This window comes from Bordetella tumulicola, assembly GCF_965138755.1.
Taxonomy (GTDB): Bacteria; Pseudomonadota; Gammaproteobacteria; order Burkholderiales; family Burkholderiaceae_B; genus Bordetella_A; species Bordetella_A tumulicola.
The window spans coordinates 165,989-187,493 of record NZ_CBCSFP010000009.1 but is presented as its reverse complement, the minus strand read 5'-3'; the positions used below and the strand labels follow the sequence as shown (position 1 = coordinate 187,493).

Genomic DNA, 21,505 nt, shown 5'->3' with positions numbered 1-21,505 from the left:
CCTCGCGACCGGTTGCATGACAACGTGACCCTGTCAGGATTGACAGCTGTCAGGCGACCCGCGACGCTGGCAAACTCTCTTGCAATATTACGATGCAAGAGAGAAATGAATGTCGGATTTCCCCGCGCTGCCTGGCGCCGTTGCGCGTCTATTGACGCCTCGCGAATGCGAGGTGGTGCCGTATCTGGCGACGGGTCAACCTAACAAGGTGGTGGCCATCGAGCTGGGCATTTCATTACGTACGGCCGAGGCGCACCGCGCGCGTATCCTGCGCAAATTAGGCGTGCGCAACACCGTCGAGCTGGCGTGCTGCCTGTGTCGTCACGGCAGTTGTCGCTTGCCCTCATAGCTATTGATGACCGCCGTAGCGGTCATGCCGATAAAAGGCCCGCCTCCGGCGTCGGGCAGTGCCCCAATGGCCGAGGCCGTTGCCCAGATCCCCTCATGGTTGCGTGCCATGACCTGATAGGTCTGCAGATGGCCGGCGCTGCGGGCCACCACATACAGTGTGCCGTGCAATAGGCGCATGGCCGGCAACGATGCCGCCTGGGACTCCAGTTGTGTGGCTTGCCCATTCTCGACCAGCCACAGCGGTCCGCCCGGACGCTCAAGTACCGATGCCACGACCTCACCGTTCTGGTCCAGACCTATCGCAGGCTTGCCCACATACTCGATGCCCAGGTCGGTGGCGGCCATCCACTGTAGAGGCTGTCCGATGACCGATTCCGCCGTTGGCGGGATGCGCTGGACGATGCGTGTCAGGTGTCGATTGTTCTGGTTGCGCAAGTACAGTTCGATAAGCCCGTTGCCGTTGCGAATCGCGGCCAATCCGCCCTCACTGAGAGGAATCGACATGCGTTGCCACGGGCTCCAGGCGAATGCCGTGGGTGGGCCATGCTGCGTGCTGACAAACACGTGGCCCGACTGGTCGGCGGCAAAGGCGATGAAACTATTATCGCTCGTCTTGGCAATGGCCGCATTGCCGCGCGCGTGGGGCAAAGGGGGCAGGGCTTGCCAGGTGGACCAGCCACTGTCCAGCCCGGTCAGCGCGGTCCAATAATAGCGGCCGTCGTTGCCCATGGCGATTGCGGCGGCATCGCCGTGGGGGGCCACCGCCGGGGGACGCGTGACGCGCAGGCCCGCCATGGCCTGCCAGCCTTTCCACGTCCCGTCAGGTTTTTGTTTGTTGACCCACAGCCCGCCTAGCGTATCGCGGGCAAAGAGCCCTACCGTGGCGTCCGGATAGACAAAGGACACGAGCGGGCCCGCCGTGCGGCCGCCCAGCGTGCTCCATTGACGGTTGCGGCCGTCCCACATATTGACGGCGTCGTTGTTTTCGCCGGCGGCGAAGACCATCAGGCCGCCCTGAGGGTCCGCAAAGAGCTCCGGCGCTACATCCTGGCGAGAGACATAGTACGAGCGGCGCACCCATGCCGCAGCGGGACCGGCCGGCTCCTGGCAACCTTGTGGTCCGGCGCAATAGTGATAGTCGTTCCAGGCGTATTGCCGAAAGATTTCCGATTTGTGGGCGATTTCGGTTTCGGCCAGATTGGCCTCGTGCTCCTGGCTGGGATAGTCGATATAACCTGTCTCGGCATAGTTGCCGGGAGCTTGCGCAATGGCCTCGCGTACCAATCGCGCGCTGGCAATGTGGTCAGGGTGTCCGTGACCCGCGCAGCGCCAGCAGAGCTTGGTATACGGAACGGCAATCGTATCGTCCAGATGGCGTACGGTGGTTGGGTTATAGCCATTGATGATGTTGGCTAGTGTCTGCACCAGGTCATCGCGCGTGTAGACGTCGCGATAGGGCCCCAAGGTCTCGACGCTCATGCCGGGCACGGACTCTGCCTGGCTCAGTGGTGTCAGGCTGCCCCAGCCTTTTCCCAGCCAAGGGTCTTTCAGGCGCATGTGCCACAGTTGTACATGCGGATTGCCTTGCAGGGTAAAGCGGGCGATATGGTAGGTGCCCACCTGCACCATGTCTTCTTTCCATAAATCAGGCTGTTTGGCCATGTACGCGTAAGCGGCCCTTACCCCGCGTTCGCGTCCGAGCATATAGCCTTCGCCCTCGCCGGCGTCACTGGCCGTCAGGTACACCACCTGTACGCAGGCCCCTGCCTGGATATTCGAGGCGATATCAGGGTTCATGAACAACAAATCGTCGTCCAGGTGCGCGACAAACGTCAGGTCCTTGACGCCTTGGCACTCGATCAGCGATGGCGGGGGCGGCACGACGAGCGTCGGCGCTCCCAAGGCCGTGGCGGCAAACATCAGCCCAATGAAATAGGCGAGCGCGAGGCGAATCGTGCGAGGCACACTAGCCGAATAGCGGCGCATGACGACTGAGCGCTAGCGAGATAACGCGGTGTGTAGATTCAGGCGCGCATCAGACGCACTTGGGGGCGGCTTCTTTTGAGAGCTCGTCGATGGGGTCGAGATCGGGCTGGCGCTTCAGGCTGTAGTTCAGATTGGGCGTGACACCCAGGACCGAGCCGACACGCAGGACGTTATTCGCCGAGACGATCAGTTCGATGCGTTGATTGCCAGCCGCATCCGCCAGCAGCACGCGTGGCGGGCGTTCTGCCGTGGCATCCCAGCAGCCTTGCTGGGCAAAGGGCGTGCCCTGCGTGCCAGCGCTATCGATATTCGCCGATCGGCTGCGCCAGCGGCCATTCGGCGCCAGGGTCAGGGTGATGCGCTGGGCGGCGCACTGTGCCGACGGCGTCATGCAGGGCAGGGTGCCCGTGTACGTCTGGGCCTGCGGCACCAGGGCATGGGCCGCGGCAGAGGTGCTGCCCGCGGCTTCGGCCGAGGCTTCGGCGCGTGCGTCGGCCACCGCTTGCTTCTGTGCGGCTTGTTCGGCGGTGGGAGCGGATTTGCGAGCCTGGCCAGGGGGCGGGGCTTTCAGTTCGATCTGCAATTGCGAAGGGGCCTGTACCAACGGCAGGTAATCCGATCCCTGGGCCTGATTCCACGCGTCGCTCGAGGAGCTGGCCCGAGGCGGGTTGTAGTAACCCTCAGTGCGCTGCTTTGCACAGCCGGTGATCAGCACGGCACCAGCCAAGGCGAGCACGATCAAGGATAGAGGGCGACGGCGAGACTGGATAAGCACAGAGGTGGACATGGCTGAGCGCAGCAGTAAATAGTGAGTATGTGCGGAATTCTACGCATTTATGCCCGCCTCCGATACCAGTAGTCTGATCCTTGGCGTGAGCGGATAAACGCTGGACGGCAGAGGTGAAGGATCGTCTTTGCAGGATCAAGCGAAAACCGCCCGATCCGTTAAATTGCCATGGGTGGTTTGAACTATTTCGCGCATGCCGGAATAATGCGGCGTTTCCCTGTGGGCTTTCCCGCCCTGTACGAATGCTTATGTGGCACCTCTTTGCTGTTGATCCCGTGTGGGCCATTGCCCTGGCCGCGGCATTGGGCCTGCTGGTGGGAAGTTGGCTCACCGTCGTGGGACATCGCCTACCGCGCATGATGGAGCACGACTGGCAGCAACAGGTCCAAGCCTATCAGCAGGGACAGCAGGGCGACTCGGCCCACCATGAGACGCTGACATCGACGTCGGCCTACACGTTGTGGCGACCAGGCTGGCACTGCCCGGCTTGTGCAGCGCCAATACGCGATTGGCGACGCGTGCCACTCCTGGGCTGGGCGCTGTCGCGCGGGCGCTGTGCGGTCTGCCGTGGGCGGATCGGTTGGCGCTACCCAGTCACTGAAATTCTGACGGCGGTCTTGTTCGCCCTGTGTGCCTGGCGTTTTGGGCCGACCCCGATCGCACTCTGTGCCATGGGATTCTGTGCGGCGCTGGTGGCGTTGTCGTGGATCGATCTGCAGACGAGCTTGCTGCCCGATGTCATTACCTTGCCGCTGGTCTGGACGGGATTGCTGGTCAACTTGAGCGGTGCGCTGACACCGCTGCCGCTCGCGGTGCTGGGGGCTGCAGTCGGCTATTTCTTTTTATGGTTGTTATTCCACATGTTTCGATTATTAACGGGACGTGAGGGAATGGGGTATGGCGATTTCAAATTGCTGGCCGCGCTGGGGGCGTGGTTTGGCTTGGCGGCGCTGCCAGGATTACTGCTGGTCGCGTCGCTGGCCGGCGTGGCCGCGGCGGTCTGCTTGCGCTTTAGCGGGCACGCGCAGCGCGGTCAGGCACTCCCCTTCGGACCCTATCTGGCACTGGCCGGCCTGGTAACGCTGTTCGCCGTGGCGGGGCGTGCAGCATGGTTTTGAGGGCATTGCTGCGAAACGCCGGGGCAGCGTATGCTCGAGCAACCAGTATGACTTCGTAGGGGATCCAGGATGTACAAGATCGGCCTGACCGGCGGGATCGGCTCTGGCAAGACGCGTGTCGCGGACATGCTGGCCGAGTGGGGGGCCGCGGTCGTGGATACCGATGCCATCGCACATGACCTGACCGCGCCGGGCGGAGACGCCATTGCCGCGATTCGCGAGGCATTCGGCGACGTGGCGATCACAGCCGGCGGGGCGTTGAATCGCACCTGGATGCGTGATCTGGTCTTTCGCGAACCCGACGCCCGCGCGCGACTGGAGGGCATTTTGCATCCTCTCATCGGTGCGCAAACCCAGCGCGCGGCCGCACAGGCGCAGGGCGATTATCTCGTCTATGTCGTGCCGTTGCTCGTTGAATCTGGCCGTTGGCGTGATCGCGTCGACCGGATCTGCGTGGTCGATTGCGACCCCAAAACGCAGATTCGCCGGGTGCAGAGCCGCAGTGGGCTGACGGCGGAGGCTATCCAGCGTATTATGGCAGCACAGGCCGCGCGGGCAACCCGACTGGCGGCAGCGGATGACGTTATCGTGAATGATGGCGCGACCACTGTCCAGGCGTTGCAGGCGCGGGCAAAGGTTCTGCACGACCGCTGGTGCCAGTTGGCGACGGCAGCGCGCCGACCGCTCATTGATGTGGCCGGCTTTCCTGAATAACCCGGCCCACGGGGTCGATCACCAACAGGCCTGTAGCAAGCGTGATTCTTTACGAATACCCTTTCAACGAGCGCATCCGATCCTATCTCCGGCTGGAATATCTATTCGATAGATTGTTCTATTTTGCCCGTGAGGGCGATTCACGCCACCATCAGATTGCCATCTCGACCTTGTTCGATATCCTTGATGCGACCGAGCGGGCCGACATCAAAACCTCCGTCTTGCAAGACCTCGAGCGCCAGCGCATGGCCCTAGTGGCCCTGCGCGATCATCCCGGCGTGGCGCAAGACGCTCTGGAAACGATGCTAGGCGACATGGAGCGCACCGTCAGCACCCTGGCGAGCCAGGGCCGCGCAGGTCAGCCCCTGCGTGAAAACGAATGGTTGATCAGCCTGCGGGGGCGCCTGGCAGTGCCGGGCGGCGCGACGCAGGTCGATATGCCGTCGTACCATGCGTGGCAGCACAAATCCGAATCTGACCGCTGCGCTGACCTGCAAACCTGGAGCGCGCCCCTGCGGCCCATGTACGAGGCGGTGGCGATGGCGCTGCGCTTGCTGCGCGAGGCCGGCCGTCGCAGCGACATCGTGGCCGAGCAGGGAGGCTACCAGCAAATGCTGGCCGGCAAGTTGTTTCAGCTGTTACGGGTTTGGGTAGATCCGGCTCAAGGCGCTTTCCCTGAAATCAGCGCCAACAAATACATGATCTGGATTCGGTTTTCGTCCCAGGATGGTGAGTCCAAGCCACAACAGGTGGCGAAAGATATCCACTTCCAGATGTCGCTGTGCAGTGCGTGATTTCCATTACGGTGTATTTCAGTTCGATGGCTGACATGACGTAATCCAGTCGACTTAGGGGACAATAGCGGCTCCCGACGCCTATGCATTGCCTCCTATGTCCGAAAGTCGACCTGCTACACCTCGCCGCAAGTACCGATTGGTCGCCGTGATCCTGTTGTTGCTGGCTGCCACGATCGTTGCGTGGTGGGTCTTCTATAAGCCGGACAGCCAGACGGCATCGTCCAGCGCGTCCTCCAGAGCAGGCGGGCGTGGCCCCAGGGGTGGGATGGGGACGTCGCTCGCGACACCGGTGCGCGCGGCCTCGGCGACAACGCAAAAGATCGACGTGGTGCTGCCTGCCCTGGGCACAGTGACTGCCTACAACACGGTGACCGTGCGTAGCCGGGTTGATGGCGAATTGATGCAGGTCAATTTCGACGAGGGCCAGCGTGTCAAGGCCGGCGACGTGCTGGCGCAGATCGATCCGCGCTCTTTCGAGGTGGCCCTGGCCCAGGCACAAGGCCAGCAGCAGCAAAACCAGGCCCTCCTGGCGAACGCCCGACGCGATTTGCAGCGCTACCAGACGCTGTTCAAACAAGACTCCATCGCGCGTCAGCAGCTCGACACGCAGGCTGCATTGGTGCGTCAATACGAAGGGACTCAGAAAGTCGATCAGGCGGCAGTCGACGATGCGAAGTTGCAACTGAGCTACACCAAGATCACCGCGCCGATTGGCGGACGCCTGGGCTTGCGCAAAGTCGATCCCGGCAACCTGGTGTCTTCGGGTGATGTCGACGGTCTGGTGGTGATCACGCAAACGGAACCCATTGCGGTGATGTTCTCTTTGCCCGAGACGCAATTGCCCGAGGTACTGGAGCAGGTGCGTGCGGGCAAAACCTTGCAGGTGCAGGCCTATGATCGTGCCGGCACCAAGATGATTGCGACGGGCCAACTGGAGACGATCGACAACCAGATCGATATCACCACGGGTACGGTCAAGCTCAAGGCGCGTTTTGATAACACCGACGAAAAGCTGTTCCCCAATCAATTCGTCAACGTGCGCTTGTTGGTCGAGACGCGCGAGAATGTCACGGCGATTCCGACCGCCGCCATCCAGCAAGGAACGGCAGGGCCGTTTGTCTTCCTGCTGCGCGATGGCAATACGGTGGATGTCCGGCAAGTGCAGTTGGGACCGATCAACGGCGATCGTGTGGCGGTCAATGACGGACTGGTACCGGGCGATCGTGTGGTCATCGAGGGTACCGATCGCTTGCGGTCCGGCGCCAAGGTGGTCGTCGTGACCGACAATGCCACCATCCCTTCGACACCGGGTGAGTCGCTGGGGGCCAAGCGGCCCGGGCGCGCCGCGCAAGGGCAACCCGCAGCGAAAGCGCCGTGAGCCTGTCCCGCCTGTTTATCCTGAGGCCGGTCGCCACCACGCTCGCGATGGTGGCGATTCTGATCGCGGGCTTTATTTCTTATCGGTTGTTGCCGGTATCGGCACTGCCCGAGGTCGACTATCCCACGATTCAAGTGGTGACGCTGTACCCGGGGGCCAGTCCGGACGTGATGACGTCGCTGGTGACCTCGCCCCTGGAGCGCCAGTTTGGTCAGATGCCCGGGCTGAACCAGATGTCATCGGTGAGTTCGGGCGGGGCATCGGTGATTACGCTGCAGTTCAGTCTGGATCTGGCCCTGGATGTGGCGGAGCAAGAGGTCCAGGCGGCCATTAATGCCGCCTCAAATTTGTTGCCCAGTGACCTGCCAGTGCCGCCGATCTACAACAAGGTCAACCCGGCCGATGCGCCGGTACTGACGCTGGCCATCAGTTCGCCGACGATGCCGTTGCCGCAGGTGCGCGACCTGGTCGATACTCGAATGGCGCAAAAGCTCTCGCAGGTACCGGGCGTTGGCCTGGTCAGCGTGGCCGGCGGCCAGCGGCCCGCCGTGCGCATCCAGGTCAATCCCGTGGCCCTGGCATCAGCGGGCATGTCGTTGGGCGACCTGCGCTCGGCCGTGGTGGGCGCCAACGTCAATCAGCCGAAAGGGAATCTGGACGGACCCGAGCGCTCGACGACGATCGACGCCAATGATCAGCTCAAGTCGCCCACCGAGTACAACGACCTGATCATCGCCTATCGCAATAATGCCCCGTTGCGTCTCTCTGACGTGGCGACTGCTGTACAGGGGGCCGAAGACGTTCGTCAGGCGGCGTGGGCCGACGGACAACCGGCGATCCTGCTGAACGTGCAACGTCAACCTGGCGCCAACGTGATCGATGTGGTGGACCAGATCCGCGTCATGATGCCGCAATTGCAGGCAGCGATGCCGGCAACGCTGGACGTCAGTATCGTTTCCGATCGCACACAGACGATTCGCGAATCCGTCGAAGATGTGAAATTTGAGCTGTTGTTGTCGGTGGCACTGGTCGTGATGGTGACCTTTGTCTTTTTGCGCAGCCTGACGGCGACCCTCATTCCCAGTGTGGTGGTGCCCCTGTCCTTGGTCGGCACCTTCGGCATCATGTACCTGGCGGGTTTCAGCGTCAATAACTTGACCTTGATGGCGCTGACGATTGCGACAGGGTTTGTGGTTGACGACGCGATCGTCATGATCGAAAACATCGCGCGCCATCTGGAAAAAGGCGAGACACCCCTGCAGGCCGCCCTGAAAGGGGCCTCGCAAATCGGATTCACACTGATTTCGCTGACCTTCTCGCTCATTGCGGTGTTGATTCCACTGTTGTTCATGACCGACGTCGTGGGGCGCCTGTTTCGCGAATTCGCGATTACGCTGGCGGTGGCGATCCTGATTTCCCTGGTGGTATCGCTGACGTTGACGCCCATGATGTGCGCCCGTTTGCTGCGCCCCGAATCCGAGCAACGCTATGGGCGATTCCATCAGGCGACCAGCGCGTTCATCGATCGCTGCATTGCGGGCTATGACCACATGCTGAAGTGGGTGCTGGCGCATCAGCCCTTGACGCTGCTGGTGGCGCTGGCGACCTTTGTGCTGACGGTGCTCTTGTATCTCGCCGTACCCAAGGGATTTTTCCCGCAGCAAGACAGCGGCATGATCCAGGCGATTACGGAGGCGCCGGCGTCGATATCGTTTACGGCGATGGCCAAACGTCAGCAAGCGGCCGCGCGGATCATCCTGCAAGATCCCGATGTGGCTTCGGTGTCGTCGTTTATCGGGGTGGACGGCACCAATGCCACGCTCAACAGCGGTCGCATGCAGATTGCACTGACGCCCGATAGCGAGCGTGACGCGGATCTGGCGACGATTTCTCAACGTCTACAGGATGCCCTGGCCGACGAGCAAGGCTCTGTGCCGCTGACGGTATACATGCAACCCGTGCAGGATCTGACGATCGAGGATCGCGTCAGCCGCACGCAATATCAGATGACGCTGTCGAACCCCGACATCAACGTGCTGACCGAATGGGTGCCCAAACTGGTTTCGCGGCTGTCCGCGCTGCCCGAATTGGTGGATGTGACGGACGATCTGCAAGACGATGGATTACAGACGTGGGTCGAGATCGATCGCGACGCCGCCGCGCGGTTGGGCATCACGACATCGGCCATTGACGACGCGCTGTATAACGCCTTTGGCCAGCGACTGATTTCCACCATTTTTACGCAGTCCAATCAGTATCGGGTAGTGCTGGAAGTCTTGCCGCAATTCCGCCAGACGCCCGAGGCCCTGAATCAGGTGTACTTGACATCTACGGAAGGTACGCCGGTGCCATTATCGGCGGTGGCTAGCGTCTCGCAGGGGAACACCATGCTGGCCATCAACCGGCTGGATCAGTTTCCCATGACGACGCTGTCGTTTAACTTGGCGCCGGGCGTTTCGCTGTCTGCCGCCGTCGAGGCGATCGGCGCGGCGCAGGCCGAGATCGAATTGCCTGCCAGCATCGAGACGCGGTTTCAAGGGGCGGCGCTGGCGTTCCAGAATTCTTTGTCCAGCACGCTGTGGCTGATACTGGCTGCCATCATCACGATGTACATCGTGCTGGGTGTGCTGTACGAAAGCTATATCCATCCCATCACGATTTTGTCCACGCTGCCTTCGGCCGCGGTTGGCGCCTTGCTGGCGCTGCTGATCAGCGGCACGCAACTCGACATGATCGGCATCATCGGCATCATCCTGTTGATCGGTATCGTCAAGAAAAACGCCATCATGATGATCGACTTTGCACTCGAGGCCGAGCGCAAGCGCGGCTTGGCGCCGCGCGAGGCCATCCATGAGGCGGCACTGCTGCGCTTTCGGCCGATCCTGATGACGACGCTGGCGGCCTTGTTCGGCGCGTTACCCCTGATGTTGTCCTCGGGTACAGGCGCCGAATTGCGCCAGCCGCTGGGGCTGGTCATGGTGGGGGGCTTGTTATTGAGCCAAGTCTTGACGCTATTCACCACGCCGGTGATTTATCTCATGTTTGACCGTCTGGCCCGCCGTTATCGTGGTCAGACCAAGCCCGTGGCGGAGCCGCGATGATTCTGTCGGCGCCATTCATCGTTCGGCCGGTTGCCACGGTGTTGCTCACTCTGGGGCTGGTGCTGGCGGGAATACTTGCCTATCGATTGCTGCCGGTGGCGGCGCTGCCCCAGGTCGATCTGCCGATGATTTCAGTGACGGCCAGTTTGCCGGGCGCCAGTCCAGAAACGATGGCGTCCAGCGTGGCGACGCCGCTCGAGCGTTCGCTTGGCAGTATCGCCGGCCTGACCGAAATGACCTCGCGCAGTTCGCAGGGCTCCACGCGCATTACGCTGCAATTTGACCTCAGCCGTGATATCAATGGCGCCGCGCGCGATGTGCAGGCCGCGATCAACGCGGCCCGATCGCTGTTGCCGACGGGGATGCGCAGCAATCCCACCTACCGCAAGGTCAATCCGTCGTCGGCGCCCGTCATGGTGCTGGCGATGACGTCGGACTCGTTGAGTCAAGGCAAACTGTACGACCTGGCCTCGACGATCGTGGCGCAAAAGGTGTCGCAGATCAATGGCATCGGCGAGGTTTCCGTGGGAGGCAGTTCGCTGCCCGCGGTGCGGGTGAATCTGATTCCCGGCGCGCTATCGAGTCGTGGCGTATCGCTCGACGAGGTGCGCTCGACGCTCAGCGAGGCTAACGCCAACAAGCCCAAAGGTATGATCGAAAACGACGAGACTCACTGGCAGATCATGGCCAGCGATCAACTCGAGACTGCCGAGCAGTACCGGCCCTTGATTGTGGCATGGCGCGATGGCGCTGCGATCCGTCTATCGGACGTGGCAACAGTTGAAGACTCGGTCGAAGACCTGTTCCAGACGGGCTATTACAACAATCGCAAAGCGATCTTGTTGATTTTGCGGCGCCAGGCCGATGCCAACATCATCGAAACGGTGGAGGCCGTGCGCGCGCAGTTGCCGCAATTGCAGGCGTTATTGCCGGGGGATGTCGATCTGACGGTGGCACAGGACCGTACCCCAAGTATTCGCGCCTCGTTGAACGAAGCCGAGTTGACGTTGGTGGTCTCGGTGGGATTGGTGGTGCTGGTGGTGCTGCTGTTTTTACGGCATTGGCGTGCAGCGCTGATTCCCAGCGTGGCCGTTCCCGTATCGCTGATCGGCACGTTCTGCATCATGTACTGGTGCGGCTTTACCCTGAACACGATCTCGTTGATGGCGCTCATCGTGGCCACGGGCTTTGTGGTGGATGACGCCATTGTGGTGCTGGAGAACATCATGCGCCACATCGAGCGTGGCGCATCGCCATTGCGCGCGGCATTGCGTGGCGCGCGCGAGGTGGGTTTTACCGTGTTGTCGATGAGCGTGTCGCTGGTCGCCGTGTTTATTCCCATCTTGTTGATGGGTGACATCGTGGGACGCTTGTTTCGCGAGTTTGCAGTGACCTTGTCAGCCGCGATTCTGGTGTCGATGGTGGTGTCGTTGACGCTGACGCCCATGATGTGTGCGCGCTTGTTGCGTCAGCAAAAACCCGATCATGCCGAGCGTCCACCCAACCGTCTGTCTCGCGTGCTCGAGTCGGGTTTTCAAGCCATGTTGAATGGCTATCGGCGCAGCCTTTCCTGGGCGTTGGCGCATGGCCGCATCATGTTGTTGCTGTTGGTGGCGACGATCGGATTGAATGTGTACTTGTACGCAGTTGTGCCCAAGGGTTTTTTTCCGCAGCAGGATACGGGGCAGTTGATCGGTATGTTCCGGGCAGATCAGGGGACGTCGTTTCAGGCGACGGTGCCCAAGCTGGAATACTTTCGCGAGGCCATTCTGGCGGATCCCGCCGTGGCCAGCGTCACGATGTACTCCGGCGGCCGGGGCGGCAGTAATAGCAGCTTCATGATGATTCAGCTCAAGCCGCAGGACGAACGCAAGGTCAGTGCCAACGACGTGGTGAACCGGTTGCGAGGACAGTTGCAAGGCACGGCGGGCGCCCGCGTGTTTCTGGTGCCACAGCAAGACATTTTTTTGGGCGGCAGGCAGGGGAGTGGTTCGTATGACTACACCTTGCTCGCGGGGGAGTTGTCGCTCTTGCGCACTTGGGCCCCCAAGGTGCGGCAGGCCATGGCCCAGTTGCCCGAGCTCACCGACGTCGACTCCAGCGTCGAGGACAAGGGCCGCCAGGTGAATCTGGTGATCGATCGCGAGGCCGCCACGCGCCTGGGCATCAGTATGTCCGATATTTCAGCGGTACTGAATAACTCGTTCAGTCAGCGTCAGGTGTCGGTTATGTATGGGCCGTTGAACCAGTACCACGTGGTACTGGGCGTCGATCAGCGTTTTGCGCAGGATGCCGAGTCGCTCAAGCAGGTGCATGTCATCACCCAAGATGGCGCGCGTGTGCCATTGGCCTCATTCGCGCGTTTCGAGACGGGTAATGCCCCGCTGAGTGTGCAGCATAATGGCCTGTTCGCCGCCGAGGAGATTTCCTTTAATCTCGCGCCCGGCGTCTCGCAGGGTGAGGCGGTTGCGGCTATCGACGCGGCGGTGGCGCGTATCGGGTTGCCCTCGGATCAGGTTCAGGCCGGTTTTCTGGGTACGGCCAAGGCGCAGCAGAAGATGCAGGCGCAACAACCGTGGCTGATCCTGGCAGCGCTGGTCACCATGTATATCGTGCTGGGGATGCTATACGAGAGCTGGGTGCATCCCCTGACCATTTTGTCGACCCTGCCGTCCGCGGGCGTCGGTGCGTTGCTGGCATTGATGCTGGTGGGCAGCGAGTTCACGATCATTGCCTTGATCGGGGTGTTCCTGCTGATCGGTATCGTCAAGAAAAACGCCATCATGATGGTCGACTTTGCTCTGGACGCCGAACGGCGCTTGAACCTGTCGCCGCGCGACGCGATTTTCGAGGCCTGCCTGACACGCTTTCGGCCCATCATGATGACTACGTTGGCCGCTATCTTTGGCGCGTTGCCGTTGCTGCTGGCCACCGGGGCCGGCGTGGAGATGCGCCAACCGCTGGGGGTCACCATCGTGGGGGGGCTGATTGTTAGCCAGGTATTGACGCTGTACACCACGCCCGTAGTCTATCTTTATCTGGACCGTTTCCGTTTATGGGCCCGCCGTCGTGCTGCGTATCGCACGACGAACCCGCAACCTGATGTAGATCGACCATGAGCCGCGCATCAATTTCGCCTCTAGCCTTCCCGTTCACCTTGTTTGCCCAAGCACGTCTGTTGCGTGGCGCGATGGTTGCCCTGTGCTGCGCCCTGTTGGCTGCGTGTGCCGTGGGGCCCGACTATCAGCGACCTGAGATGGATGTCGGCGAGGTGTACAAACAGGCGCCGGGCGACGCTGGGCAGGACGCGCAACCCGTGGAGGGCTGGACGCCCGCTCGACCGGGCGATCATATTGAGCGCGGCGCCTGGTGGCAAGTCTATGGCGATACGACGCTCAGTGGCCTGATGGACCAACTCAACACCGCCAATCAATCCATCGCTCAGGCCGAGGCCAACTACCGGCAGGCACAGGCCTTGGTCAGGGGCGCGCGCTCGAGCTTTTTCCCGACGGTGGGCGCCGGGGCGGGTGCGACGCGCTCGGGTGCGGGGAGTGGTTCCACGAGCGGTTCGGGGAATCAATACGACCTGAGTGGGTCCGTCAGTTGGGAGGCCGATATCTGGGGACGTGTGCGCCGCGAAGTCGAAGCCAGCCGGGCCGAAGCGCAAGCCAGCTTTGCCGATCTGGCCAATATTCGCTTGAGCTCTCAGGCCGCGCTAGCGCAAAACTACTTCCAGTTGCGTGTGCTGGACGAGCAGAAGCGCCTACTGGAAGCCACGGTGGCGGCGCATGAGCGCTCATTGAAACTGACGCAAAATCTCTATGATGCTGGTGTCGTAGGCAAGTCTGACGTGACGTTGGCGCTGGCGCAGTTGGAAGGCACACGTGCACAGCTAGTGGATCTGGCGTGGCAGCGTGGGCAGTTCGAGCATTCGATTGCGGTCTTGATCGGCTTGGCGCCCTCACGCTTTACGCTGCCCGCGCAATCGTTTGCGCAGGCAATTCCGCAAATCCCCGCCGGTTTACCGTCTCAGTTGCTCGAGCGCCGTCCCGATGTGGCCGCCGCCGAACGCCAGACGGCAGCCGCCAACGCGCAGATCGGCGTCGCGCAGGCGGCCTGGTTCCCTGATCTCGTGTTGAGCGCCGATGGCGGATTTCGCAGTGGTCAGTTTGCACAGTGGTTGACCGCACCCGCGCGCTTCTGGTCGTTGGGTCCGGCATTGGCCCTGACCCTGTTTGACGGAGGCGCGCGCCAGGCCCAGGTGGACCAGGCCCGCGCGGCTTATGATGCCCAGGCGGCGGCCTATCGCCAGACCGTGTTGACGGCCCTGCAAGAGGTCGAGGATTATCTGATCCAGTTGCGCGTCCTGGGCGAAGAGCAGGTCGTACAGCGCCGTGCGCTCGAGGCGGCACGTGAGGCATTGCGCCTGGCGCGTAATCAGTATGAGGCCGGCACGATCAACTATCTGGACGTGGCGACGCTGGAGGCAAGCGCCCTCAATAGCGAACGCACCGCGCTGACGCTGATGGCCAATCGCCTGACCGCCAGCGTGCAGTTGATTGCCGCGCTGGGCGGTGGATGGGACGGCTTGCCGGCGCAGGAGTAATGCCGCGGGCCACTGCACCCGCCCTTGTCGGGGCAGGGCTCGATGGCAGCGGACTAAATCAGTCCTCGAATCCCGGCGATGCCGTGCGCGCCATGCCGATGGGCGTCGTTCAGCGTATCGTCTGATTGGCCGCCCAGGGCGTACACGGGAAGGCCCGCATCCTGATTTCCGGCCACAAAGCCCTCCCAGCCCAAAGCCGGTTGTCCGGGGTGGGATGGGGTTTCGAGTACCGGACCCAGCACGGCAAAATCGGCTCCAAGCTCTCGTGCGTGCACGATCTGGGCATTGTCGTGGGCAGAGACGCCTACCAGGGCCCCCTCGGGCACGGCGGGCCGTTCTGACAGCGTCGCCGCATCTTGCCAGCGCAAATGCACGCCATCGGCCTGGCGCCACCACGCATCGGGATGCACGCTATTGATCAGCACGCGTGCGCCCGCGGCATGACAGTGTTTGATGATTGTCCTCGTGGCGTCGCGCAGTGATGTCGCGCCTGGACCATCGGGCCAATCGGGTTCGCGTAATTGCACGAGCTTCAGGCCACGCGCGAGCGCGCGTTCCAGGCGCTCCAGAAACGCGGGCAGGCCCGCGCGTCCGCCGATGGAGGTAATGCCGTAGGTCGTGGGTAGCTGCAGCCAGCGTAGCGGAGGCAGGGTAGCGGGTAATAGATCGCCAACCGTGTCGGCCTCGGCGGGATTGACCCACGCGAGTCGCTGGTTTTCCAGCCCGCGCGGTTCGCCGTTCCATCCCGTCACATGGCAAAACGCCAGTCGCACCGTGGTATGTGGGTAGGCATGGACGTAGGTGACCCAGGGCACGGCCCGGGTGACTTCGATGCCGATTTCTTCGCGTAATTCGCGGCTGAGCGCCTGCAGCACGGTCTCGCCAGGCTCGAGCTTGCCACCGGGCAGTTCCCACCATCCGGCCCAGGGTTTGCCTTCAGGGCGCTGCCCCAGCAGGAGCTGGCCATCAGGGCGCAGAATCAGGCCCGCGGCGACATTGATGATGCCGTCAGACATGGCGGGCCGCCCAATCGCGAGCAAACTGATAGGCCACCCGGCCCGAGCGGGATCCCCGCTCCAGCGCCCACTGCAACGCCTCGGTACGGCTGGCTTCGATATGCTCGGTGGGGCAGTTCAATTCTCGTAGCCAGTGATAGACGATATCCAGATAGTCATCTTGCTTGAAGGGATGAAACGACAGCCACAGACCGAAACGTTCGGACAGCGAGATTTTTTCTTCGACGGTTTCACCGGGATGAATTTCGCCATCGGCCTGATGTTGGGCCTGCAGGTTTTCGCTCATGTATTCCGGCATCAGGTGGCGCCGATTGGATGTCGCGTAAATCAGCACGTTATCGCCTGAAGCGGACACCGAGCCATCCAGCACGGATTTCAGGGCCTTGTAGCCGGCCTCGCCTTCTTCGAAGGACAGATCGTCGCAAAAGACGATGTAGCGTTCAGGACGCGCCGCGACCAGCTCGACGATGTCGGCCAGGTCGCCCAGGTCGGACTTGTCGACTTCGATCAGGCGCAGGCCCTGGTCGCCATAGGCGGCCAGCATGGCCTTGACCAGCGAGCTTTTCCCCGTGCCGCGCGCACCGGTCATCAGGACATTATTGGCCGGCTTTTGCTGGAGAAATTGACGGGTGTTGCGATCGATGATGTCTTTCTGGCGTTCGATATGCTGCAGATCGTCGACCTCGATCCGGGCAATATGGCGCACGGTATCCAGCCATCCGCGCGCACCGCGCTTGCGCCAGCGGTAGGCATGGGCGGACCAGTCGATCTCGGGCGGTGCGGCGGGCAGCCAGGCTTCGAGTTGCGCCAGCACGCGTTCGGCGCGTTCGATCAAAATAGAAAAATCAGCAGCACTCACGTCAGTATTTTCCAGCAGGTACAGTCACGGATAATCAGGAACGGTAATCAGCGTTGATGCTGACATACTCGTGCGAGAGGTCACAGGTATAGACCGTATCAGAGGCTTGGCCGCGCGCCAATGCCACCCGAATGCTGATTTCCGCCTGCTTCATCACGCGTTGGCCGTCTTCTTCCTGGTAGTCCGGATTGCGGCCGCCATCGCACGCGACCAGGACGTCGTCCAGCCACAGGCGCAATTTCGAGACATCCAGATCATCGACACCGGCGTAGCCGATAGCCGCCAGGATGCGGCCCAGGTTGGGATCCGATGCGAAGAACGCCGTCTTGACCAGCGGCGAATGCGCGATCGAGTAGCCGATCTTCAGGGCTTCGTCGGTGGTCAGGGCTTCTTCGACGTGAATCGTGATGAACTTGGTGGCGCCTTCGGCGTCGCGTACGATTTTCTGCGCCAGATCCAGGGCGGCGGTGGCCAGTGCGTCGCGCACAGCCGAATAGTGCGGATCGGCTTCGGAGGTGATCTCCAGGCCCGACTGGCCGGTGGCAGCGATGATGAAGGAGTCGTTGGTCGACGTGTCGCCATCGATGGTAATGCGGTTGAACGACTGGTTGGCGATTTCCAGCGCGAGCTTGCGCAGCACCGGTTGAGAAATCCCGGCGTCAGTGGCCAGGAAGCTCAGCATCGTGGCCATGTTCGGGTGGATCATGCCGGCGCCTTTGCTGATGCCGGTCAACGTGATGGTCTTGCCGTCGATCTGCATGCGCCGCGAATGGATTTTGGGCAAGGTGTCGGTGGTCATGATGCCGTGGGCGGCATTGAACCACTCGTTCGGGCCCAAATTGCCTAGGGCGGCGGGCAGGGCGGCGGTCAGGCGGTCCAGGGGGAGAGGTTCGAGAATGACTCCCGTCGAGAATGGCAGAATTTGCTGCGCGGGAACGTTCAGCAATTGGCCCAGGGCTGCGCAGGTGTCTTGGGCTTTTTTCAGGCCCTCATTACCGGTGCCTGCATTGGCGTTGCCGGTATTGATGACCAGCGCGCTGATCGGGCCGCCGGCTGCCAGATGCGCTTCACAGACCTGAACCGGCGCCGCGCGGAAACGGTTGCGGGTAAACACCCCGGCCACAGTGGTGCCCGGGGCCAGGCGGAAAACGGTCAGATCGCGTCGGTTGGCCTTGCGAATGCCGGCTTCGGTGACGCCGATATCAACACCGGCAACGGGAAAAATGTCGGACTCGGAGGGGATCTGCAGATTAACGGCCATGACAACGCCTCTGTGGCTGAGCGGTAAGGGATCTTCGGAAAACCCGCCGGGTGAGCGGGGACTTTCGCGTATTATCCCATCATCACGCGACCGGTCTGCCTCGGGCTGCCACGACCTGCAATTTCAATTCCCCCAGCGCCTGATACAAGGCGTCCCGGTGCGCTTCGGGCAGGTCGGTGAACATCCCCTTTACCCAGCCTTCGTGCGCGCGCGCCATGCGCGTGAAGAGCCGACGCCCCTGTGGTGTCAGCTTCAAGACGGAACTACGCCGGTCGGTTTCGACTTTGGCGCGCATCACCAGCCCTTCTTTTTCGAGCTGATCGGCGATGCCAGTGATGTTGCCGTTAGTGACCATCATGCGGCGCGATAGCTCGCCCATTTTCATGCCTTTGGGCGCGCGCTGTAGTTGTGCCATGAGATCGAAACGGGGCAACGTGGTGTCGAATTCGGTGCGCAGACGGCCACGGATTTCGGACTCGATGAGATTGCAGCACGTCAGCATACGTAGCCACAGACGCAGCGCGTGATGGTCGTCGGGGGCGGCGCGTGTTTCCAGGTCGGGCGTGTCAATCATGGTATGGCGCAGAGCGAGCCTCGGTAAAACTAGTCATGTATTGCCAGATACTTTAAATCTAAACTATGTGGCGCGCCAGCCCTGCCCTTCGCCGATCCTGTCGAATTCGGTATTGCTAATGATATATCGGGATCGTTCTCCGCGCAGCGCGCAGTCAGCCAGCAGATTGCGCCGCGCTGGATACGGATCGTGGCGTCCGGGAGCGGTACGTGCACGTTTAGTTCAATCTCGGTTGCGAGGTATTCACCACGCTTTTGAGTTCAGTGTTTTCCCTAGGATAGGCCTTTGCCGACCTATGGGTACTAACCATTAGTCGGCGAGGCGCTGCGCTGGGTGAGGGTCCCCGTTACGACGAGGGATATAACCCTGGGGAATAGATGCCGCACTCAGGCGACTTTGACGCCATGGCATAGCAGTTCTACCTTGACTCCCGTTGTCACGTTATCGCTGTCCTTCGCAACGTCGCTCCCAAGGGGAATCATGAAACGTCCTGCACTTTCCATTCTCGCCACCGGTCTGTTTGTGTTCGGCGCCGGGCTACCCATCCACGCTGATGCTCAGGAGCGCCCGATGCTGCGTATCAGTTCCGGCGCTGCCGACAACGCCACGCTGGATCCGCATCGCGCGACGTCCACCGTCGACAAAGGCGTTGCTTCCGAAATGTTCGACGGCTTAGTGCGTTTCCCGCCAGGCAGCGCTGATCCACAGGCATTGGAGGCCGATCTGGCCGAAAGTTGGGAGACATCATCCGACAGCAAGGTCTGGACTTTCCATCTGCGTAAAGGCGTGCGGTTTCATGGTGGTTATGGGGAAATGCAAGCCGAAGATGTGGTGTATTCGCTGCAGCGCGCCGCGGACCCGAAGCGATCGAGCTTCGCCGCGACCTTCGCCGGCGTAGACAAGGTGGAAGCGGTGGATGACTACACCGTGCGCGTCACGCTGAAATACCCTGATGCCGGTTTTCTAGGACGTGTGTCGGACTATCACGGTGGCAACATCGTCAGTAAAAAGGCTGCCGAGAAATTGGGCGACAAGTTCGGTGCCGCGCCTATTGGCACGGGTCCCTTCGCGTTTGGTGAACACGTGACGCAGCAGTACGTGAAACTAGTGGCCAACGATGAGTACTTCCGCGGAAAACCGAAACTGGGCGGTTTGATCTATCGCATGATTCCCTCGGATAGCGCGCGCGAATTGGCGTTTGTGTCCAATGAGATCGATCTTATGCAAGGCAAGCGCGAGCAGCGCTGGGTCGAGCGATCCATCAAGCGCGACATGAAAGTCGATGTGTTCGAACCCGCCGAATTCCGCACGCTACACCTGAATCGCACCGTCAAACCGCTGGACAATCTACAAGTACGCCAAGCGGTGGCGGCCGCTGTCAATGTCGACGAAATCGTGAGATATGTGGGCAAAGATGTGGCCACGAAAGGCTGTTCGGTCGTGCCCAACGGCTATCAAGGGCACGATTGCAGCGCCGGAGCCTATCCCTATGATGTGGAGCGCGCGAAGCAGTTGCTGGCCGAAGCCGGCTTTCCGAACGGTATCACCCTGAAATCGGTGGTGTCGAACATTGCCGCCCAACAACCGATTATGGAGATCGTCCAGGCGCAGTTGGCCAAGGCAGGCATAAAGCTCGACATGGAGGTGGTAGACCACGCGACTTATCAGGCCAAGAGCCGTAAAGATCAAAGCGCCGTGGTCTTCTATGGTGCTGCGCGTTTCCCTGTGGCCGATTCCTATCTGACAGAGTTCTACGATTCCGCCTCGGCCATCGGCGCGCCTACCGCCATGTCGAATTTCTCGCATTGTTCCGTGGCCGATGAGGCGATACGGGCGGCACGCGTCGAGCCTGATGCCAAGCGGCAATTGGCTTTGTGGAAAGAGGCACAGACCAAGATCCACGCCGACGTTTGCGGAATTCCGCTATTTGGCCTGAAGCAGGTTTGGGTGCATAGCGATCGGGTCGATTACGGCTACGACTTCCAGGGCGCGTTGAATTTGCAGCCGCCGGTGACTGAACGGACGACCGTCACTGCCCCTTGAGGAGCTCACGGGAAACCTGTGCCGCCACGGCACGGGCTTCCTGGACGAAGGCTTCCACCAGGACCGCATTGCGAGAGGCCTGCACGCGACATAACTGGAAGTGAAAGAGCATTTCCGGATCGAAACGCCGCAGTACCAGGCGATTCTGCAACCCATCGGCAAATAGTGGATGAATAAGCGAAACTCCCAAACCGGACGCGACGAATTCGCACAAGGTAGGCGCGGTATCGGTGCTGAGCACAACGTTCAGCTCGACTTGTGCGTTTTCGAAAGCCTTGACGACCAGGCTTTGCGTCTGGCTGTCAGTGCCGAACGACAGGAACGGTTTACCCGCAAGGTCCTTCGGTCGAATCACACGTTTGCGCGTCAGCTCATGATTGACCGGCATTGCGCAGATCAGCGGATACTGGAACAACGGTTCCCGGTCAATATAGGGGTTGTCGGCGCGACTGCCGACCAACGCAACGTCGATTTGTCGAGTGGCCAACCGATCGACCAGAAACAGCGAACCGCGCGTGTTGATGGATACCCGCACGTCAGGGTGATGTTTCAGAAAGTTCATGGTGGTACGACGGATGAACGAACCCGACAGGGCCGGCAGTACGCCGACGTTAAGCGTTCGCTGTTCGTCGCGGCGGATCGAGTCGACGGCTTGTTCGACTTGGCGCAAACCGCTGAACACGCGGTCGATTTCACGGTACAGCCGCATGCCGTGAGGCGTACAGGCCAGTTTGCCGCGTACGCGGTCAAACAACGTCAAACCGGTTTCTGCCTCCAGGTGTGCCAGCAGCTTGCTGACCGCTGGTTGCGTTACCCCCAGCACCTCGGCGGCCTGGCTGACAGTGCCCTGTTCGATGATTGCCTTGAAGGCTTCGACCTGACGCAGGTTCAGTGTGTGCCGCATGTTGGTATCC

The 21,505-nt window shown here is 61.3% G+C and carries 16 protein-coding genes; 9 read left to right on the top strand and 7 right to left on the bottom strand.

Annotated features, from left to right (window positions below; all coding sequences use genetic code 11):
* The first annotated feature begins 109 nt into the window (after positions 1-109).
* A complete protein-coding gene (locus tag ACNAZS_RS20085; protein ID WP_415792268.1) occupies positions 110-349 on the top strand; it encodes a LuxR C-terminal-related transcriptional regulator in 240 nt (79 codons plus the stop codon).
* Here the strand turns inward: ACNAZS_RS20085 and ACNAZS_RS20080 are convergent.
* Positions 322-2,337: a PIG-L family deacetylase gene (locus ACNAZS_RS20080; RefSeq protein ID WP_415792267.1), complete on the bottom strand. Its 2,016-nt coding sequence runs from the start codon at positions 2,335-2,337 to the stop codon at positions 322-324. The two genes, ACNAZS_RS20085 and ACNAZS_RS20080, sit on opposite strands and share 28 nt — an antisense overlap.
* Positions 2,338-2,386: 49 nt before the next feature.
* Positions 2,387-3,124 carry a copper resistance protein NlpE N-terminal domain-containing protein gene (locus ACNAZS_RS20075; RefSeq protein ID WP_415792266.1) on the bottom strand — a complete coding sequence of 246 codons (738 nt, stop codon included), beginning with the start codon at positions 3,122-3,124 and terminating at the stop codon, positions 2,387-2,389.
* Between the two features lie 248 nt (positions 3,125-3,372).
* Between ACNAZS_RS20075 and ACNAZS_RS20070 the strand changes: the two genes are divergently transcribed.
* The 7 genes from ACNAZS_RS20070 (at position 3,373) to ACNAZS_RS20040 (ending at position 14,838) form a co-directional block, all read left to right on the top strand.
* Positions 3,373-4,242: a prepilin peptidase gene (locus ACNAZS_RS20070; RefSeq protein WP_415792265.1), complete on the top strand. Its 870-nt coding sequence runs from the start codon at positions 3,373-3,375 to the stop codon at positions 4,240-4,242.
* Between the two features lie 69 nt (positions 4,243-4,311).
* A complete protein-coding gene (gene coaE / locus ACNAZS_RS20065) occupies positions 4,312-4,956 on the top strand; it encodes a dephospho-CoA kinase (protein WP_415792264.1) in 645 nt (214 codons plus the stop codon).
* A 41-nt stretch (positions 4,957-4,997) separates the two neighbouring features.
* Complete coding sequence (zapD, locus tag ACNAZS_RS20060; protein WP_415792263.1) at positions 4,998-5,750, top strand: cell division protein ZapD; 753 nt, start codon at positions 4,998-5,000, stop codon at positions 5,748-5,750.
* 97 nt (positions 5,751-5,847) lie between these two features.
* The gene (locus ACNAZS_RS20055; RefSeq protein WP_415792262.1) at positions 5,848-7,131 is read left to right on the top strand and encodes an MdtA/MuxA family multidrug efflux RND transporter periplasmic adaptor subunit; all 1,284 of its coding nucleotides are present in this window, start codon (positions 5,848-5,850) and stop codon (positions 7,129-7,131) included.
* Positions 7,128-10,232 carry an MdtB/MuxB family multidrug efflux RND transporter permease subunit gene (locus tag ACNAZS_RS20050; protein ID WP_415792261.1) on the top strand — a complete coding sequence of 1,035 codons (3,105 nt, stop codon included), beginning with the start codon at positions 7,128-7,130 and terminating at the stop codon, positions 10,230-10,232. Before ACNAZS_RS20055 ends, ACNAZS_RS20050 begins: the two co-directional genes overlap by 4 nt.
* Complete coding sequence (locus ACNAZS_RS20045; protein ID WP_415792260.1) at positions 10,229-13,351, top strand: multidrug efflux RND transporter permease subunit; 3,123 nt, start codon at positions 10,229-10,231, stop codon at positions 13,349-13,351. The genes ACNAZS_RS20050 and ACNAZS_RS20045 overlap by 4 nt, the downstream gene beginning before the upstream one ends.
* 71 nt (positions 13,352-13,422) lie before the next feature.
* Entirely contained in the window at positions 13,423-14,838 is a 1,416-nt protein-coding gene (locus ACNAZS_RS20040) for an efflux transporter outer membrane subunit (RefSeq protein WP_415792307.1), read from the top strand.
* 53 nt (positions 14,839-14,891) lie between these two features.
* Here the strand turns inward: ACNAZS_RS20040 and ACNAZS_RS20035 are convergent, their stop codons facing one another.
* From ACNAZS_RS20035 to ACNAZS_RS20020, 4 genes are all read right to left on the bottom strand, one after another.
* Positions 14,892-15,854, bottom strand: a complete 963-nt coding sequence (locus tag ACNAZS_RS20035) for a Nudix family hydrolase (RefSeq protein WP_415792259.1) — start codon at positions 15,852-15,854, stop codon at positions 14,892-14,894.
* Positions 15,847-16,713: an ATP-binding protein gene (locus ACNAZS_RS20030; RefSeq protein WP_415792258.1), complete on the bottom strand. Its 867-nt coding sequence runs from the start codon at positions 16,711-16,713 to the stop codon at positions 15,847-15,849. Before ACNAZS_RS20030 ends, ACNAZS_RS20035 begins: the two co-directional genes overlap by 8 nt.
* Before the next feature lie 34 nt (positions 16,714-16,747).
* On the bottom strand, positions 16,748-17,974 hold the full coding sequence (gene argJ / locus ACNAZS_RS20025; RefSeq protein ID WP_415792257.1) for a bifunctional glutamate N-acetyltransferase/amino-acid acetyltransferase ArgJ: 1,227 nt from the start codon (positions 17,972-17,974) through the stop codon (positions 16,748-16,750).
* An 82-nt stretch (positions 17,975-18,056) separates the two neighbouring features.
* Positions 18,057-18,548 (bottom strand): MarR family winged helix-turn-helix transcriptional regulator, encoded by a 492-nt coding sequence (locus ACNAZS_RS20020; RefSeq protein ID WP_415792256.1) that lies wholly within the window; start codon positions 18,546-18,548, stop codon positions 18,057-18,059.
* 480 nt (positions 18,549-19,028) lie between these two features.
* On the opposite strand from ACNAZS_RS20020, the gene ACNAZS_RS20015 reads away from it, so the two are divergent.
* A complete protein-coding gene (locus ACNAZS_RS20015; protein ID WP_415792255.1) occupies positions 19,029-20,591 on the top strand; it encodes an ABC transporter substrate-binding protein in 1,563 nt (520 codons plus the stop codon).
* On the opposite strand, the gene ACNAZS_RS20010 is transcribed toward ACNAZS_RS20015, so the two are convergent.
* The gene (locus ACNAZS_RS20010; protein ID WP_415792254.1) at positions 20,578-21,495 is read right to left on the bottom strand and encodes a LysR substrate-binding domain-containing protein; all 918 of its coding nucleotides are present in this window, start codon (positions 21,493-21,495) and stop codon (positions 20,578-20,580) included. The two genes, ACNAZS_RS20015 and ACNAZS_RS20010, sit on opposite strands and share 14 nt — an antisense overlap.
* Positions 21,496-21,505 lie beyond the last annotated feature (10 nt).